This window comes from Kosakonia oryzendophytica (assembly GCF_900094925.1).
Taxonomy (GTDB): domain Bacteria; phylum Pseudomonadota; class Gammaproteobacteria; order Enterobacterales; family Enterobacteriaceae; genus Kosakonia; species Kosakonia oryzendophytica.
On the sequence record NZ_FMAY01000001.1, the window covers coordinates 546101 to 563613 of the forward strand.

14 protein-coding genes are annotated in these 17513 nt (G+C 55.0%); 7 read left to right on the forward strand and 7 right to left on the reverse strand.

The window, feature by feature from the left end:
* Positions 1–16 precede the first annotated feature (16 nt).
* The gene (tkt, locus tag GA0061071_RS02590; protein WP_061493778.1) at positions 17–2011 is read left to right on the forward strand and encodes a transketolase; all 1995 of its coding nucleotides are present in this window, start codon (positions 17–19) and stop codon (positions 2009–2011) included.
* Between the two features lie 43 nt (positions 2012–2054).
* Here tkt and GA0061071_RS02595 read toward each other — a convergent pair whose 3' ends face one another.
* The 4 genes from GA0061071_RS02595 to aegA form a co-directional block, all read right to left on the reverse strand.
* A complete protein-coding gene (locus GA0061071_RS02595; RefSeq protein WP_088238182.1) occupies positions 2055–2993 on the reverse strand; it encodes a hypothetical protein in 939 nt (312 codons plus the stop codon).
* A 49-nt stretch (positions 2994–3042) separates the two neighbouring features.
* A complete protein-coding gene (locus GA0061071_RS02600; RefSeq protein ID WP_088238183.1) occupies positions 3043–4086 on the reverse strand; it encodes a DUF1176 domain-containing protein in 1044 nt (347 codons plus the stop codon).
* 122 nt (positions 4087–4208) lie between these two features.
* Positions 4209–4784 (reverse strand): GDP-mannose pyrophosphatase NudK, encoded by a 576-nt coding sequence (gene nudK, locus GA0061071_RS02605; protein WP_088238184.1) that lies wholly within the window; start codon positions 4782–4784, stop codon positions 4209–4211.
* Positions 4785–4852: 68 nt separating this feature from the next.
* Positions 4853–6832 carry a formate-dependent uric acid utilization protein AegA gene (aegA, locus tag GA0061071_RS02610; protein ID WP_088238185.1) on the reverse strand — a complete coding sequence of 660 codons (1980 nt, stop codon included), beginning with the start codon at positions 6830–6832 and terminating at the stop codon, positions 4853–4855.
* A 224-nt stretch (positions 6833–7056) separates the two neighbouring features.
* Here aegA and narQ point away from each other — a divergent pair, with 224 nt between their 5' ends.
* Positions 7057–8757, forward strand: coding sequence for a nitrate/nitrite two-component system sensor histidine kinase NarQ (narQ, locus tag GA0061071_RS02615; protein ID WP_088238186.1), 1701 nt, complete (start codon positions 7057–7059; stop codon positions 8755–8757).
* A gap of 192 nt (positions 8758–8949) precedes the next feature.
* Positions 8950–12063 (forward strand): multidrug efflux RND transporter permease AcrD, encoded by a 3114-nt coding sequence (gene acrD, locus GA0061071_RS02620; RefSeq protein WP_088238187.1) that lies wholly within the window; start codon positions 8950–8952, stop codon positions 12061–12063.
* Between the two features lie 136 nt (positions 12064–12199).
* On the opposite strand, the gene ypfM is transcribed toward acrD, so the two are convergent.
* Positions 12200–12259 (reverse strand): protein YpfM, encoded by a 60-nt coding sequence (ypfM, locus tag GA0061071_RS23225; RefSeq protein WP_087867655.1) that lies wholly within the window; start codon positions 12257–12259, stop codon positions 12200–12202.
* Positions 12260–12443: 184 nt separating this feature from the next.
* On the opposite strand from ypfM, the gene GA0061071_RS02625 reads away from it, so the two are divergent.
* The 4 genes from GA0061071_RS02625 to GA0061071_RS02640 all read left to right on the forward strand — a co-directional run bounded on the left by GA0061071_RS02625 (position 12444) and on the right by GA0061071_RS02640 (position 14678).
* Positions 12444–12881, forward strand: coding sequence for a GNAT family N-acetyltransferase (locus tag GA0061071_RS02625; protein ID WP_061493771.1), 438 nt, complete (start codon positions 12444–12446; stop codon positions 12879–12881).
* A gap of 91 nt (positions 12882–12972) precedes the next feature.
* A complete protein-coding gene (locus GA0061071_RS02630) occupies positions 12973–13329 on the forward strand; it encodes an ArsC family reductase (protein WP_061493770.1) in 357 nt (118 codons plus the stop codon).
* Positions 13330–13332: 3 nt separating this feature from the next.
* The gene (gene dapE / locus GA0061071_RS02635) at positions 13333–14460 is read left to right on the forward strand and encodes a succinyl-diaminopimelate desuccinylase (protein ID WP_061493769.1); all 1128 of its coding nucleotides are present in this window, start codon (positions 13333–13335) and stop codon (positions 14458–14460) included.
* Positions 14461–14477: 17 nt separating this feature from the next.
* Positions 14478–14678, forward strand: coding sequence for a YpfN family protein (locus GA0061071_RS02640; RefSeq protein ID WP_088238188.1), 201 nt, complete (start codon positions 14478–14480; stop codon positions 14676–14678).
* Between the two features lie 35 nt (positions 14679–14713).
* Here GA0061071_RS02640 and ypfH read toward each other — a convergent pair whose 3' ends face one another.
* Positions 14714–15412 (reverse strand): esterase, encoded by a 699-nt coding sequence (ypfH, locus tag GA0061071_RS02645; protein WP_088238189.1) that lies wholly within the window; start codon positions 15410–15412, stop codon positions 14714–14716.
* Between the two features lie 77 nt (positions 15413–15489).
* Entirely contained in the window at positions 15490–17505 is a 2016-nt protein-coding gene (locus GA0061071_RS02650) for a tRNA(Met) cytidine acetyltransferase TmcA (protein WP_088238190.1), read from the reverse strand.
* Positions 17506–17513: the final 8 nt, after the last annotated feature.

The window sequence follows — 17513 nt, forward strand, 5'->3', positions numbered from 1 at the left end:
TGCCACGGAGTGAACTATGTCCCGTAGAGAGCTAGCTAACGCCATTCGCGCCCTGAGTATGGACGCAGTGCAAAAAGCCAATTCCGGCCACCCTGGTGCGCCAATGGGGATGGCGGATATCGCTGAAGTGCTGTGGAACGACTTTCTGCACCATAACCCGGCGGACCCGACCTGGTACGATCGCGACCGTTTTATTCTCTCCAACGGCCACGCCTCGATGCTGTTGTATAGCCTGCTGCATCTGAGTGGTTACGATTTATCGCTTGATGAGCTGAAAAACTTCCGCCAGTTGCACTCTAAGACGCCGGGACACCCGGAAATTGGTTATACACCGGGCGTAGAAACCACCACCGGCCCACTGGGTCAGGGGCTGGCAAATGCGGTCGGGCTGGCGATTGCCGAACGTACGCTGGCGGCGCAGTTTAACCGTCCCGGTTACGACATTGTCGACCACTACACCTATGTGTTTATGGGGGATGGTTGCCTGATGGAAGGGATCTCTCATGAAGTCAGCTCGCTGGCAGGCACCTTGGGCCTCGGAAAACTGATTGGTTTTTACGATCACAATGGCATCTCTATTGATGGCGAAACCGAAGGCTGGTTTACCGATGACACCGCCAAACGCTTTGAAGCCTATAACTGGCATGTGATTGGCGATATTGACGGCCATTCGCCGGAAGCAGTGAAAAAAGCCATTCTGGAAGCGCAAAGCGTGAAAGATAAACCGTCGCTGATTATCTGCCGTACGGTTATCGGTTTTGGTTCGCCGAATAAAGCAGGGAAAGAGGAGTCGCACGGTGCGGCGCTTGGAGAAGAAGAAGTCGCGTTGACCCGGCAGAAACTGGGCTGGCACTACCCGCCGTTTGAGATCCCGAAAGAGATTTATCAGGCATGGGATGCCCGTGAGCGTGGTGCAAAAACCCAGCAGGTCTGGAATGAAAAACGCGAGGCCTGGGCGAAAGCATACCCGGAGCTGGCCGCTGAGTTTACGCGTCGGATGCGCGGCGAATTGCCGGAAGCCTGGGAAAAAACCACCCAGCAGTGGATTCACGAATTGCAGGCCAATCCGGCAAAAATCGCCACCCGTAAAGCCTCGCAAAATGCCCTCAACACGTATGGCCCATTGTTGCCGGAGCTGCTCGGCGGTTCGGCGGATCTCGCGCCCAGTAACCTTACCATCTGGTCGGGTTCCACCTCCTTGAAAGAGGATCCCGCCGGTAACTATATCCATTACGGCGTACGTGAGTTTGGTATGACGGCGATTGCTAACGGCATTGCCCATCACGGTGGTTTTGTGCCTTACACCGCCACATTCCTGATGTTTGTGGAATATGCCCGTAACGCAGCGCGTATGGCAGCATTGATGAAAGCGCGGCAAATCATGGTCTATACCCATGACTCCATTGGGCTCGGGGAAGATGGTCCGACTCACCAGGCGGTGGAGCAACTGGCCAGCCTGCGCCTGACGCCAAACTTCAGCACCTGGCGTCCCTGCGACCAGGTCGAAGCCGCCGTCGGCTGGAAACTGGCGATCGAGCGGCATACCGGCCCGACCGCGTTGATCCTGTCTCGCCAGAACCTGGCGCAAATGGAGAGAACGCCGGAGCAAGTGGAGGCAATCAGCCGTGGCGGTTATATCCTGAAAGCGTGCCAGGGCACACCGGATCTTATCCTGATCGCCACCGGGTCCGAGGTGGAGATCACCATGAAAGCGGCCGAACAGCTCAGTGCGGAAGGCCATCAGGTGCAGGTGGTGTCCCTGCCTTCAACCGATATTTTCGATGCGCAGGATGACGCCTGGCGCGAATCGGTATTGCCATCAAACGTCAGTGCGCGTGTGGCAGTGGAAGCGGGGATAGCCGATTACTGGTACAAATATGTCGGCCTGAAAGGCGCCATCGTCGGCATGACCGGTTACGGTGAATCCGCCCCGGCGGATAAGCTGTTCCCGTACTTCGGCTTTACCGTGGAAAACGTGGTGGCGAAAGCCAAATCGGTTCTGAAAAAATAAGCACAAAGGCGCGCCAGCGTTTACTGTTCGCTGGCGCGTGATCTTATTTCAGCACCTGCAATGCCTCGCTGTTTTGCGGGGTGATGATATCTTCCTGCTTCTCATCCCAGAGCGCTTTTTTCACCAGCACATTGCCGCTGTGCTGCGGGTCGCGCTTCACCAGCGTGGCGGCATCATCCTCTTCCTGCATATTGGTGTTCATCGGAAACGACGGAATGGCTTTAATCCACTGCCCTTGCTGAATGTCGTAGACATACACCACCCGCCAGGCGCTGGTCCACCACTCCGGGAAGATGACCACCCTGTCGCGCCCGCTGTCATCCAGTTGCGAAAGCACCTGCACCCCGCCGCCAATACACTGCGGCAGAATAGCCGGTTGAATAGCGGGGTTGCTGCTCCAGACAGAACACTGGCAGTCGCCATCCATATCGCAACTGCCGCCGTTTTGCGGATCGCGGGCGCTAAGCCAGACGATATCTTTATTGACGCCGTCAAACTTGCCCTTGGCAACACGGCCTTCCACGGCGGTGTCTTTTTGATTCAGCCGGGTGAGTAAATCCGTTTCCCCACTGATGCGCCAGCCACCGGCCTCTTTTTTGAACATTAATTGCGCGGGATAGTTTTTGACCTGTTTGCCATCAACGCCTGCCTGTTTGACAAACTCCACCAGCACCTGTCCTGCCTCATCGTCGACGATATCGAGGGTGCTGATAATGCGCTGGGAAAATTGCGGCGTACGGGTTTGAAAATCGTGCTGTTTGTTCAGTACCGCGTCACTGGCAAGCGGCTGGCCAAACCACTGCACCTGCGCGGCGTAGAGATCGCTACCGGTGGCATTCTGTTCGCCATTAAGATAGTGATTCCACCGTTCAACCTGCCGGGTGATCTCCTGCCGGTCGGCAGCACTGAGCTCCGCCTGCGCAGGCAGGGCGGCGATGAACAGCAGACAGGCGGCAATCCATTGGGCGTATACGTGCTTCATTCTCTCTTTCCCGGATAAAATATTCGGGAGGATTATAAATAACTTACGCTTATCGCGTCACCCACAGCGTCGGCCAGGCATCGGGGCCGTGCCAGTTATCGCAGGTGGGCTCCTGGGCGTAACGTGCCAGTCGAAAACGCTGCCCATCAAAACGCCAGCGGCTCGCTACGCCGCAGTCCGCCAGACCACGCCCTTTTGACAAGGTGGTCAGTTCCCGGGTTTTCTCATCAAACGTGGCGTTCATCAGCTCCATTTCGTCATTACCGTTATCCGGTGTGAATGGCAGATGCAAACGTACAGGGCGTGAGGCGAAGGGTTTTTCCCGCGAAACCAGCCATGCCAGCTCGACGGTGTTATACGCACCCGCTTCGCAATCAATCATCAGCAAAGCTTTATCGTCCGTCAGCGCGGTGACACGCACCTCGCGGCGCATAGGATCCAGCGAACACTGGGTGTTATTCATACGCCAGTTGGCATAATCCAGCAGATCATTCAGCTCCTGGTGGGTGAGCGGTACGGGCATCGTCGTCACCAGCGCTACCTCTTTTAGCGCAGGCGCGGGCGGTACACTTAACGGTGGCTCATCGCCTTTCTTGATCCATGCGGTTTCGCTCCCCACACGCTTTTGTTGTGTGTCGATAAACAGCAGTGCGGCTTTAAGACCCAACAACGAAATCTTGCCTTTACTGCCCGCAAGCGTGATGGTCTGCCCTTCCTGAATCGTTTTCAGGAAGTCAGTAATGCCAATGGCGTTATCGGTCATCAAATGCCAGGGGGAGATTTGCCAGTGTGTCGCCGTCAGTTTCAGGGGCTGCTCATCCAGCAATAAGCGATCGGCAATCGGCGGCTCTTTTACCGGCGGCGCTTCTTTACCGCCAAGATCGATACGCAGTGCGGCATCGGTGCGCGCCCCGGCACTGCGGTCAAGCGTCATCACCAGACCGCCATGCATTCCGGTGTTACGGGCAACGCAAAAGTTTTGGTTATTGCAGGTGACCTGCCAGTCGGAGAATGTCTGCTGTGCGGGCGCAGCCTGGAGTAAAGGCGCGGTAAACAGACCGCAGAGCAAGGTGAATAAGCTGCGATAACGCATGAATGGTACAACCCCGGAAGAAGAGAAGCGCGACGTGCCGTATCTTCGGTTTCCGGGGGCGCTGGCTCAATCGGATTTGTCGGATAGCCTCATCCGAAAGATGGAACAAAAAACCTTAAAATTCAGTCCATTATTCCTGATGATTGTAAGTATTGCAGTAAAATCACCGCCTTGCCGTCGCGTATCTCACCGTTTGCCATCATGGATAACGCCTGATGGAACGGCAACTCCAGCACTTCAATGTCTTCATCTTCTACGCCACCGCCGTTATTAGCGCGTTGTGCATCGCTGTATTCCGCAATAAAAAAGTGCACAATTTCCGTTACGCCGCCCGGCGACATATAGAGTTCGAAGACTTTACGCACCTCACCAACCTGGTAACCGGTCTCTTCAATGGCCTCTTTACGAATACAAACTTCCGGCTCATCGTCATCCAGTAAACCAGCGCAAGACTCAATTAAGCGCCCATCTTCATTGCCGTTCACCCATGTGGCAATACGGAACTGACGAATCAGCACCACGCTCTGTTTTTCGCGGTTATACAACAGGATCGTGGCGCCATTACCCCGATCGTAGACTTCGCGCTTATGACGCACGACTTCGCCGTTCTGACGGGTCAGATCGTAGGTAATATTGCGCAGGATAAAGTAATTTTCAGAGAGGAGTTTATCTTTGATAACTTCAATTTTCAGCGACATACAGGCTCCAAAGCGCTAACAATCTGGCGTCATACTACGCCGTGGAGCCTGTTTTGTCGCGAAGAGCGTTAATGTTTACCCGGTGCTTTTACACCCAGCCAGTCCATCATGCCCTGCGCCGCGTGGCGACCTTCTGCCATCGCAGTTACCACCAGATCGGCACCGCGTACCGCATCGCCACCGGCGAAAATTTTCGGGTTGCTGGTCTGATAACGGTAGGTGCTGTCGACACTGGCGGAAATCCGCCCCCAGTCGTCCACGCGAACCCCATGGCGTTCCAGCCACGGCATGGCATGCGGGTTAAAGCCAAACGCCATGATCACCGCATCGGCAGGCATCACAAATTCACTGTCAGCAATGGGCACCGGACGGCGACGGCCTTTAGCGTCCGGTTCACCGAGTTGCGTACGCAGTAAACGGATGCCACACACCTTACCTTCGCTATCCAGTTCCAGGTTCACTGGCTGCACATTGAATTCAAACTCTGCCCCTTCCTCACGGGCGTTTTTCACCTCTTTCTTCGAACCCGGCATGTTGGCTTCGTCGCGGCGATAGGCGCAAGTGACTTTGCTGGCACCATGACGTAGCGAGGTACGCACACAATCCATCGCTGTATCGCCGCCGCCCAGCACCACGACATTCAGTCCTTCAGTGTTGATAAAGGGCTCTTCAACGCTATCCGGCAACCCCATTAAGTGCCTGGTGTTGGCAACCAGGAAGGGCAGCGCATCGTAAACCCCTGGCGCATCTTCATTCGGCAAACCGGCCTTCATTGAACGGTAGGTTCCTACCCCCACAAACACGGCGTCATACTCATCCAGCAGCGTATCGAGGGAGATGTCTTTGCCAATTTCACAGTTCAGTTCAAAACGGATGCCCATTGCGCTGAAGATTTCCCGGCGACGCGCCAGCAGCGATTTATCCAGCTTAAAGGCGGGAATACCGAAGGTCAGCAACCCACCGATTTCCGGGTGGCGATCGAAAACCGTTGCGCTCACGCCATGACGCACCAGCACATCGGCGCAGGCCAGTCCCGCCGGTCCGGCCCCGATGATCGCCACGCGTTTGTTCACCGCCTGCACCTGTTGTAAATCCGGCAGCCAGCCCTGTGCCAATGCCTGATCGGAAATATAGCGTTCGATATTGCCAATGGTGACCGCGCCGTATTCGTCGCGCACTGTGCAAGCCCCTTCGCACAGGCGATCCTGCGGGCAGACGCGGCCGGTGATTTCCGGCAGACAGTTGGTCTGATGGGAAAGCTCGACCGCTGCGGCAATATCGCCCGCTTTTACCCGTTCAATCCACTGCGGAATATGGTTGTGCAGTGGGCAGGTCCATTCGCATATGCTGTGTTCACCGCACGTCAGGCACCGTTCCGCTTCGCGGTGCGCCTGATCTGCATGAAACGGCAGATAGATTTCGTCGAAACCGGTTTTACGCGCCGCCACTGGCAGTTTGTCCGGCTCACCGCGCGGCGGTGTTTTACGCATTTGCCGCACTTTGCGATCGTCAAATGCCGGCACCAGCGCTGCAACGCTGTGCCACGGCTGCGCTTCATGGCTGGCCGCACGCAAACGACGCGCTTTTGATATCTCCGACAATGCATCGCCGTTTACGAGCTGTAATGCATTGGCCGGGCAGTTTTGCGCACAGGCCGGCCCCTCTGCCCGATCGCGGCACAGATCGCATTTATGGGCGGTGGCTTTCACCCTCCCCTCGCCAATGGGCGTTACCAGGACCTGCAGGGTGCCGAACGGGCACGCGACAACGCAGGACTTACAGCCGATGCACTTCTGCTGGTCGACCTGCACGGCATCATCGACACGACCGATCGCACCGTTCGGGCAACTGCGGGCACAGGGTGCAGCTTCACAGTGGCGGCAGGTCACCGCGCTGCGCTGCTGCTGATGTTTAATTACCGTAATGCGCGGATGAAAATGTGCCGGACTGACGACATGCTGCTCTTCATTGTGAGCCATTACGCACGCCACTTCGCAGGCACGACATCCTATACATTGCTGGCTATTCGCCATAATAAAGCGATTCATGGCACCCTTCTTTTCTGGTTTAATAAACCCTGTTTTTTATATGAGCATTGTATTTACCGGGGCAGTTTCACGCTGGCAATGTACAATTGCCCAGATAGGTTATCTATTTGTCACGAACTTGTAGCAGATCAATTTATTTCAGGATTTCTGAACACTAATTTCATTCGATGGGCGTTCGCGCTGCCGTTTGCCGCACGTAACATCAGGAATCGGGAACAGCGACTGTGTCAGTGAAAAGACCTGTGTCATCCAGTCTCGCCAAAGCCTTTTTCTATATTGTCCTGTTGTCGTTACTCTCAACAGGTATCGCATTGATTACCCTTGCCAGCAGTCTGCGCGATGCGGAAGCCATTAACATTGCCGGATCATTGCGTATGCAAAGCTATCGTCTCGGCTACGATCTGCACGCCGATCCCGACAAGCTGGTCGGGCACCGACAGCGCTATCAACAGACGCTGAATTCGCCGGTGCTGCAACATCTTCATCACTGGTATATCCCGCAGGATGTTCAACAGCGTTATGGGCAATTGCACGATAGCTGGCAACAGATGGATGCGCGACTGGCGCAGCATGATACGCAGTGGTATCAGCAGAATATTCAGGGTTACGTCGGCAACATCGATCTGTTTGTGCTGGCACTTCAGCACTATGCCGAACGCAAAATGATACTGGTGGTGATCATTTCACTGCTGGGCGCAACGGGGATTTTCCTCCTCGTATTTTTCACTCTGCACCGCATCCGCCAGCACGTGGTGAAACCGCTCCGCCAGTTGATGACCGCCAGCCAGCAAATCCAGAAGGGGCACTTTTCTTACCCGCCACTCAATATTCACCTTGATAACGAACTGGGCCTGCTGGCCTCGACATTCGACCGGATGTCCGGCGAGCTGTTAAAGCTGTATCGCTCGCTGGAAGCCTCCGTTGAGGAAAAAACCCGCGACCTGCATGACGCGCATCGTCGTCTGGAAGTGATGTACCAGTGCTCGCAGGCGCTCAACACCAGCCAGCTTGATGTGCACTCACTGCGCCATGTCCTGCGTATTGTCTATGAACATGAGGCGGCCAGTTATCTGGAGCTGGTGACGGATGATAATTGGTGTCTGCAACAGGGAAAACAGGATCCGCAGCGTCCGCTGGGCAGTTTGCCAGTGAATATGCAGGATAACGTTCTGGGTGAGTTGCGCTGGCAGAGTGCACAGCAGCATGCCTCTATACCGTTAATGCGCAGTATCGCCACCATTCTCGGGCGCGGGCTGTATATCAATCAGGCGCAAAAACAGTATCAGCAATTGATACTGATGGAGGAACGCGCCACGATTGCTCGTGAGCTACACGATTCGCTGGCACAGATGCTCTCGTATTTACGCATCCAGTTAACGTTACTGAAACGCGCCGTGCCGGACGAAAACGCACCGGCACATGTCATCATTGATGATTTTTCTCGCGGGCTGAATAACGCATACCGTCAGTTGCGCGAGCTGTTGACCACCTTCCGTCTGTCACTACAACAGAGTGATTTGACCGCAGCGTTGCGCGAAGCACTGGATCTGCTGCAAAGCCAGACTCAGGCGAAGCTAAGCCTGGATTGCCGCCTGCCAACCCAGGCGCTGGACGCTCAACAGCAGATCAATGTGCTACAGATTATCCGCGAAGCAGTTATCAACGCCATCAAGCATTCCGGTGCCAGCGACATTAACGTCACTTGCGTCACCGATCCCGATGGGGCGCACTCCATCTATATTCGCGATAATGGCATAGGTATGAGCACGACGGCGGAGCCAGACGGACATTATGGGTTGAGCATCATGCACGAGCGGGCAGAAAGACTGAATGGCACGCTGGATATTGTTTCACCGTCGGGCGGCGGAACGGAAGTGCAGCTTCGCTTTCCGCATGCCGGCCAACCAAAACGTCAACCAATGTAAAGAAAAGCATAGAATTACATGATCTGGCGGAAGGAGTTTTGCTTAAATCGCGTTTTGCATAGTTATGCCTTAACCCGGCATGATAATTTACATTTTATCCTTATTTTCTCCACGATTGATTTCTGCATTGCCGCTACATTGATGCAAGCAATGTCACTATAACGATACGCAGCAATAGAGGTCTGGCTTCTGATGGCGAATTTTTTTATTGATCGCCCCATTTTTGCGTGGGTGCTGGCGATCCTGATCTGTCTCACGGGAACACTTGCCATTATTTCTTTACCGGTCGAACAATATCCTGATTTAGCCCCACCGAACGTCCGTATCACCGCTAATTATCCCGGTGCATCTGCACAAACGCTGGAAAACACCGTGACGCAGGTTATCGAGCAAAACATGACCGGGCTCGATAACCTGATGTACATGTCATCACAAAGCAGCGCAACGGGCCAGGCGACGATCACGCTTAACTTTAAAGCCGGTACCGACCCTGACGAAGCCGTCCAGCAAGTACAGAACCAGTTACAATCGGCACTGCGTAAGTTGCCGCAAAAAGTGCAAAATCAGGGCGTCACCGTGCGTAAAACCGGTGACACCAACATCCTGACTCTCGCCTTTGTCTCAACCGACGGCTCAATGGATAAACAGGATATCGCCGATTATGTCGCCAGTAACATTCAGGATCCTATCAGCCGTGTGAATGGTGTGGGGGATATTGATGCCTACGGCACGCAATACTCGATGCGTATCTGGCTCGATCCGGCGAAGCTCAACAGCTATCAGATGACCGCATCTGACGTGACAAGTGCTATCTCTTCGCAGAATGCGCAGATTGCCGTTGGTCAGCTTGGCGGAACGCCGTCGGTTGATCGCCAGGCGCTGAACGCCACCATTAATGCCCAATCGTTATTACAAACCCCGGAGCAGTTCCGCAATATTACGTTGCGCGTCAATCAGGACGGCTCGGAAGTCAAACTGGGCGACGTCGCAACGGTGGAACTGGGTGCGGAAAAGTACGACAACCTCAGCCGTTTTAACGGTAAAGCTGCGTCGGGTCTTGGGGTAAAACTGGCTTCCGGGGCTAACGAAATGGCGACGGCGGAACTGGTGCTAAAACGCCTCGATGAGCTGGCGCCCTTTTTCCCGCATGGTCTGGAGTATAAAGTCGCTTACGAAACCACGTCGTTCGTTAAAGCCTCCATTATCGACGTGGTGAAAACCCTGCTTGAAGCTATCGCGCTGGTTTTCCTTGTGATGTATCTGTTCTTGCAAAATTTCCGCGCCACGCTTATCCCCACCATTGCCGTGCCGGTGGTGTTACTCGGGACATTTGCTGTGCTCTACGCCTTTGGCTACAGCATTAACACGCTGACCATGTTCGCGGTGGTGCTGGCGATCGGTTTACTGGTCGACGATGCCATCGTCGTTGTGGAAAACGTTGAGCGCATTATGACCGAGGAGGGGCTGTCGCCACGGGAAGCAACGCGTAAATCAATGGGGCAGATCCAGGGGGCGTTGGTGGGGATCGCCATGGTACTGTCGGCAGTCTTTGTCCCGATGGCCTTTTTCGGCGGCACCACCGGTGCCATTTACCGCCAGTTCTCCATCACCATTGTGTCGGCGATGGTGCTGTCAGTGCTGGTGGCAATGATCCTCACGCCAGCTCTGTGCGCCACGCTGCTGAAGCCGCTGCACAAGGGAGAGTTGCACGGGCAAAAAGGGTTCTTCGGGGCCTTTAACCGCATCTTCAACCGTAACGCCGACCGTTATGAAACGGCGGTAGGCCGGGTTCTGCACCGCAGTCTGCGCTGGATTTTGCTCTATGTGTTGCTGATTGGTGCCATGGTGCTGCTGTTTCTGCGTCTGCCTACGTCATTTTTGCCACAGGAAGATCGCGGGATGTTCACCACTTCCGTGCAATTACCCAGTGGCGCAACGCAGCAGCAGACCCTGAAAGTGGTGCAGAAGGTAGAAGACTATTTCTTCACCCATGAAAAAGAGAATGTCTCGTCAGTGTTTGCCACCGTCGGCTCCGGCCCTGGCGGTAACGGGCAAAACGTCGCGCGTTTGTTTATTCGTCTGAAAGACTGGGACGAGCGCGATCCGAACAGCGGCAGCGCCTTCGCCATTATTGAACGCGCCACCAAAGCCTTTAACCGGATTAAAGAGGCCCGCGTTTTCGCCAGTAGCCCTCCGGCTATCAGCGGGTTGGGGAGCTCAGCCGGTTTCGACATGGAGCTACAGGATCACGCCGGAGCAGGCCACGATGCGCTGATGAATGCCCGCGATCGCTTGCTTGAGCTTGCGGCCAAAGAGCCGACATTAACCCGCGTCCGCCATAATGGCCTCGATGACAGCGCGCAGTTGCAGATCGATATCGATCAGCGCAAAGCGCAAGCGCTGGGGGTCTCCATTAATGATATTAACGACACGCTGCAAACCGCATGGGGTTCCAGCTACGTGAACGACTTTATGGATCGCGGTCGCGTGAAGAAGGTCTACGTACAGGCAGCGGCAAAATACCGCATGCTGCCGGATGATATTAATCTGTGGTATGTGCGTAACAGCAGCGGCGGCATGGTACCGTTCTCCGCTTTCGCCACGTCGCACTGGGAAACCGGATCGCCCCGTCTGGAGCGTTACAACGGCTATGCCGCGGTGGAAATTGTGGGTGAGTCTGCCCCTGGCGTCAGTACCGGTACAGCCATGGATGTGATGGAAAAACTGGTCAGCCAGTTACCGGGTGGTTTTGGTCTGGAATGGACAGCCATGTCCTATCAGGAACGCCTCTCCGGTGCACAAGCACCCGCGTTGTATGCGGTATCCCTGCTGGTGGTATTTTTGTGTCTGGCCGCGCTGTATGAGAGCTGGTCAGTGCCCTTCTCGGTGATGCTGGTCGTACCGCTTGGGGTGATCGGCGCACTGTTAGCGACATGGATGCGCGGGCTGGAAAACGATGTCTATTTCCAAGTCGGCTTGTTGACGGTAATCGGGTTATCGGCGAAGAACGCCATTTTGATCGTCGAGTTCGCCAATGATATGAATGCGAAAGGCGAAGATCTGCTGGTATCGACCCTGCATGCTTGCCGCCAGCGTTTACGTCCGATCCTGATGACCTCGCTGGCATTTGTCTTCGGGGTACTGCCGATGGCCACCAGCACCGGCGCGGGCTCCGGTAGTCAGCACGCAGTAGGCACCGGCGTGATGGGCGGTATGATTTCCGCAACATTACTTGCCATCTTCTTTGTGCCTCTGTTCTTTGTGCTGGTGCGCCGCCGCTTCCCGCTCAAAGAACGTGCGCAGTAAGATACTCCCCCTCTCCCCGAAAGGGGAGAATTAAGCGATGAAAACAAAAAAGGCGACCTGCGGGTCGCCTTTTTTCATGTGGATACTTTCACACATTTAGCTATAAGCCGTCACTGCTTAATAATTCTTCTGGATGTTATTTACGAAGCATGTCTTCGATAAAATCTTTCCAGTTCCCCAGTTCATGTTCAATCATAACTACCTCTCTTATTATTGCGATCATTCTACTTAAAACAGCAGCCACTGTGAAGATACTTCAACCAATTGCTTTAATCGTTGTTTGCAGGGTATGTTTAATAACTGGTTTCACTATGCGCCGTTCACCTGTCATTTAATGTGAGTAACGGCAATATTCCGTAAAAACTTTAGGGCCAAATGAAATGACATTCACATTGTGTGATAAACATTCCATTAATGAGGTTGACTGGTTGGAATTAAGTGCCTTGCTCGCCGCAGGCGGGCTCAATCAGCGCCCGCCTGACCTCGTAGAGCAGGCGTGGTGTAACAGCACCTTTTGCTGGTTCGGTTACCATGACGGCGAACTGGTCGCTACAGCCCGCGCCATCAGCGATTTAACATGGGCAAGCTATGTGGCTGATATTGTTGTCGCTCCGCAAATGCAGGGTCGCGGTTATGGTAAACAATTAATGATGGACATCGTTAAAACATTATTACCTCACGGTAAAATCTTTATTTATTCAGTGCCGGAAAAAACGGGATTTTATCAACAATATGGTTTTCGCTTTTTAACAACCGGAATGGTATGCGCAACATCTGAGAGTTTATTCAAGCTGGAGCAGAGTGGCTATATTCGCTGAATTATCATTAACAGGCGAATGATATTCTTTTTAAAATCCGTTATTCTAAATTCTTGTTCAAATAACCAAAAATGAGACAAAAGGATTCACCATGTTCACAATGTACGGTATCAAAAACTGCGACACCATCAAAAAAGCCCGTCGCTGGCTGGAAGAAAACCAGGTGGATTATCGCTTTCACGATTACCGGGCAGACGGCATTGATGCACAACTGCTGCATACTTTTATTGCAGAACTGGGCTGGGAAGCTCTGCTGAACACACGGGGCACTACCTGGCGTAAACTGGATGCCTCCCTGCGCGACACGATCACCCACGCCGATGCTGCCGTTGCACTGATGGTGGAAATGCCGGCAATTATCAAACGACCATTGCTCTGCGCGCCCGGTAAGCCTATGCTGCTGGGTTTCAATGAATCCAGTTATGAGAAGTTTATCAACGAGGTGTAGTTTATGTCGTGCCCGGTTATTGAGCTGACACAGCAGCTTATTCGTCGCCCTTCTCTCAGTCCCGATGACGCGGGATGTCAGGCGTTAATGATTGCGCGCCTGCGTGCTATCGGTTTCACCGTTGAGCCGATGGATTTTGGCGACACGCAAAACTTCTGGGCATGGCGTGGTCAGGGGGAAACGCTGGCCTTCGCCGGTCATACCGACGTGGTTCCGGCCGGTGATGCGGATCGCTGGATCAATCCCCCGTTTGAACCCACCATCCGCGATGGCATGCTGTTTGGCCGTGGCGCGGCGGACATGAAAGGATCACTGGCGGCCATGGTCGTTGCCGCCGAGCGATTCGTCGCTCAGCACCCGCAGCATAAAGGCCGCCTCGCATTTCTAATCACCTCCGATGAAGAAGCCAGCGCCGCGAACGGCACGGTCAAAGTGGTGGAAACGCTGATGGCGCGTAACGAACGCCTGGATTACTGCCTGGTAGGTGAACCGTCGAGCACTGAAGTGGTGGGCGACGTGGTAAAAAATGGCCGCCGCGGTTCCATGACCTGTAACCTGACTATCCACGGCGTACAGGGCCACGTGGCGTATCCGCATCTCGCCGATAACCCGGTGCACCGCGCCGCCCCCATGATCAGCGAACTGGTGGGCATCGAATGGGATAAAGGCAACGACTATTTCCCACCGACCAGTATGCAAATTGCCAATATCAAAGCCGGTACGGGCAGCAACAACGTGATTCCTGGCGATCTGTTTGTGCAGTTTAACTTCCGCTTCAGTACTGAACTGACGGATGAGATGATCAAAGCAAAAGTTATTGCGCTGCTGGAAAAACATCAGCTGCGTTATACCGTGGAGTGGTGGATCTCCGGGCAACCGTTTTTGACCGGGCGCGGCAAACTGGTGGATGCGGTCGTGAACGCCATTGAGCACTATAATGAGATTAAACCGCAGTTGTTAACCACTGGTGGCACCTCAGATGGCCGTTTTATCGCGCAAATGGGTGCGCAAGTGGTAGAACTTGGGCCGGTCAACGCGACCATTCACAAGATTAACGAATGCGTGAATGCTGCGGATTTGCAGATGCTTGCCCGTATGTATCAACGCATTATGGAACAACTCATCGCCTGACGGGTCTGGAGGATTGCATGGACTGGCTTGCTAAATACTGGTGGATCCTGGTGCTGGTGTTTTTACTCGGCGTGATACTGAATGTGATTAAAGATCTGAATCGCGTCGACCATAAAAAATTCCTCGCCAACAAACCGGAGCTTCCTCCCCATCGTGATTTTAACGACAAGTGGGATGATGAAGACAACTGGCCAAAAAAAGACCAGCCGAAAAAGTAACGCACCGTACGCCACTCCCCCCGGGAGTGGCTGTTTTATATCAGTTCAATGATATCGTCGTCATCAGGTTTGCCACCGCTTAACGCCTCATCAAAATAGTGCTTCGGCACGGTATAGCGCAGATGGTTCAGCGCCAGCGCCATGCTGCGGTCATCAATGGCATGCTCCAAATCCTCCACGATATCCAGCGTCACATCGCCCCCCAGGCTCTGCAAGGCTTCCTCTGCGGCAACGGCCCAGGCCAGATCGATAACGCGGTCTTCCCCACCGTGGATCAAGTGAATGGTATGTGCAGCAGAAACCGCCTGCGGCAGCGTGGCATAGCGACCATTAAACGCGATCACCCGTGAGGCCAGATCGGGCTGGGCTTTTACCCCTTCCAACGCCATGATTGCGCCCTGGGAAAAACCGATCAGTGCCGTCGCCCGGGCATCAAGCCCGCTCTGTTTCTGCCAGTAACGCACGGTATCGATAAACACCGGCATAATGGCATCCACACGCTGTTGCCGGTTCTCTTCCGTTACGCCATCCACGGAAAACCATTGACGCCCTGGCGCAGGACCGCTGGCTTCGGCGCCGCCGATACTGACCACCAGTGCATCCGGAAATTGCGCGGCGAACCGGCTACCGATTTCGCCCATCCCGACAGGGTTATCGCCGACGCCATGAAACAGCAGCAGCAATTGTTTCGCCGGAGTTTGGGGGCTTTGCACGACAAAATGGTCATGTTTCATGGTTGTCTCCTTCATTTGATAGATGCAGTTTACGCCGGGGAGCAATAATGACCATGCCATTTAACTGAAGGAGTTAGTTAAAAAAACTGCAGTTTCCTCACCTGTTCTTTCAGCATTTCTGTGCGTTGCGTATCAAGCGCACACAAAGCCTGTGCCGCCTCCACGCGCTGCTGTGCCAGCAAGGCTTTACGGCCAGAAAGAGATAAGCACTCGCACAGCGTTTGCTCGCGCTCGCCAGCGGTAAGCTGGCCTCGCAACGCCAGCAGCGGTAACGCGCTACGGTTCAACAAACGGTGTAATGCGCCCATCGCTGCGGATAATGGGCGATGGGCAAAAGCAAACCCCGCCAGCTCACACCAGTCATCATCATTAAAGGTAGCCGTTTGTGCCGACGGAAGGGGTAACGTTTCCTGCCGCCAGTGGGAAAGCCAGGGCAGATCGCGTGCCAGCCGCACTTGCTCACGCGCCGCTAATTCGTGCCCGGCTGTGGTTAATGGCAACAGCGCCATGGCGGTGTAACAGCCGCTGCTGGCTTCCCGGTGACTGCCCAGGCGCACCAGCAAAAAACCGCAGCGCTGCCAGAAACGCCACAGCATGGGCGTGTAACCAAAACTGACAGAGAGATAATCGACACCACAACTGTTCGCCTGCGCCCGGGTGATTAACGCCGAACCGATGCCTTCACGCTGGCTGTAGGGATGAACCGCAATGCGACTAATCCGCAACCCGCGCAGGGTTGCCGCCAGCGGACTGCCACCATGCGCCGCCAGCGATTGCGCCACCAGGTTGCCACGCGGGCGACGAAAACCGGCCCACACAGCCTGGCTTAACGCCTCGCTGAGTCCCCCCTCTTCCACCAGCCACAACGCTGCCACGATCGTCTGCGCTTTTTCCGCCAGCCAGAAATGCTGTCCGGGGGCATCCATCATGCGCCGCAAATCGAGTGGAGAAGTACGGTAATGCGCACTCGCCAACAGGCGATAGAGCGCAGCAGGTTGCGCGGGATTGTGCTGCCATGCGCGCTGTGCCAGCGGCTGCATCACACATTCGCCTTTCGGAACATCAGCGGGGGGGGCATCGTCAAACAGCAGCAGCGTACTGATAAAGCGCTCCAGCGGGCAGCCTTTCGCCCAGCGCAGTGGCGTGCTCAGTGTGGAATGACGCAAGCGTGGAAAACCCGCACAGAACTTGAGCAGAAATCCCTGACCGGTACCTTCATATCCCTGAACCGTGGTGGTCAGTAACACATGGCTGAACGCGACCGTCAGGGCATGCAGCAACGGGCCTGGGATCGCCGCGGCTTCATCCACCACCAGCCAGCCAGGCTGCGCACCGGTGCGCTCAATCTGCTGCAATAATGCATCCGGCGCGATAAAGGTAAAGCGTTCTCCGGCGTAATGCGCCAGCACATCGGTTGCGGCACGCGCCGGAGCCGTGATCACCACTGGATCGGATAACTGCGCGATATGCATACCCGCCAGCGCCGATTTGCCACGACCGCGCGGGGCCGTCACTACCATCACGCCAGGCGGCATGGTACGTAGTGCGGTAAGGATCTGCGCTTGCTCATGTTCAGGCTCCCCCGTTGCCGGATGCCAGGCCGGGCGGGCAGCAAAGTGGGGAAGCATGAGAGGCTGATTTTCATGCCACTGTACCGTCTCGCCGTCTGCTGCGGCGGTCTGGCAGAAATGTCGAACAAATGTGGGGACGGGGATGGGATCGACAGTGTCGCTCCAGCGGCAACTGTCGGCGTCCGGCAAGTGCGGCCACTGCGCCTGCGGCGGCGTTAACAACACCAGCCAGCTTCCGGCCTTTAACGTTCCGCCCAGTGCAGCAAAAGCAGCAACATCAAAGCCCTGGCGTGCATCAAAAATCGCATGGCGGAATTCTCGCCCGAGCAGGGTTGCGAGCGCGCGCGGCGAACAGTGCGGCGACCAGCCTGCTGGCTCACCGACCCACAGCCAGTCTCCCGGCACAGTTGCACGTAACGTCTCAGCTTGCTGTTCGCACCACGCTGCCTGACCGCTTACCACCAGTAACCGACGGATGCCTTCCTGCGCCATCCGCGCGGTCTCTTCAATAAATGCCTGCATCACAAAGA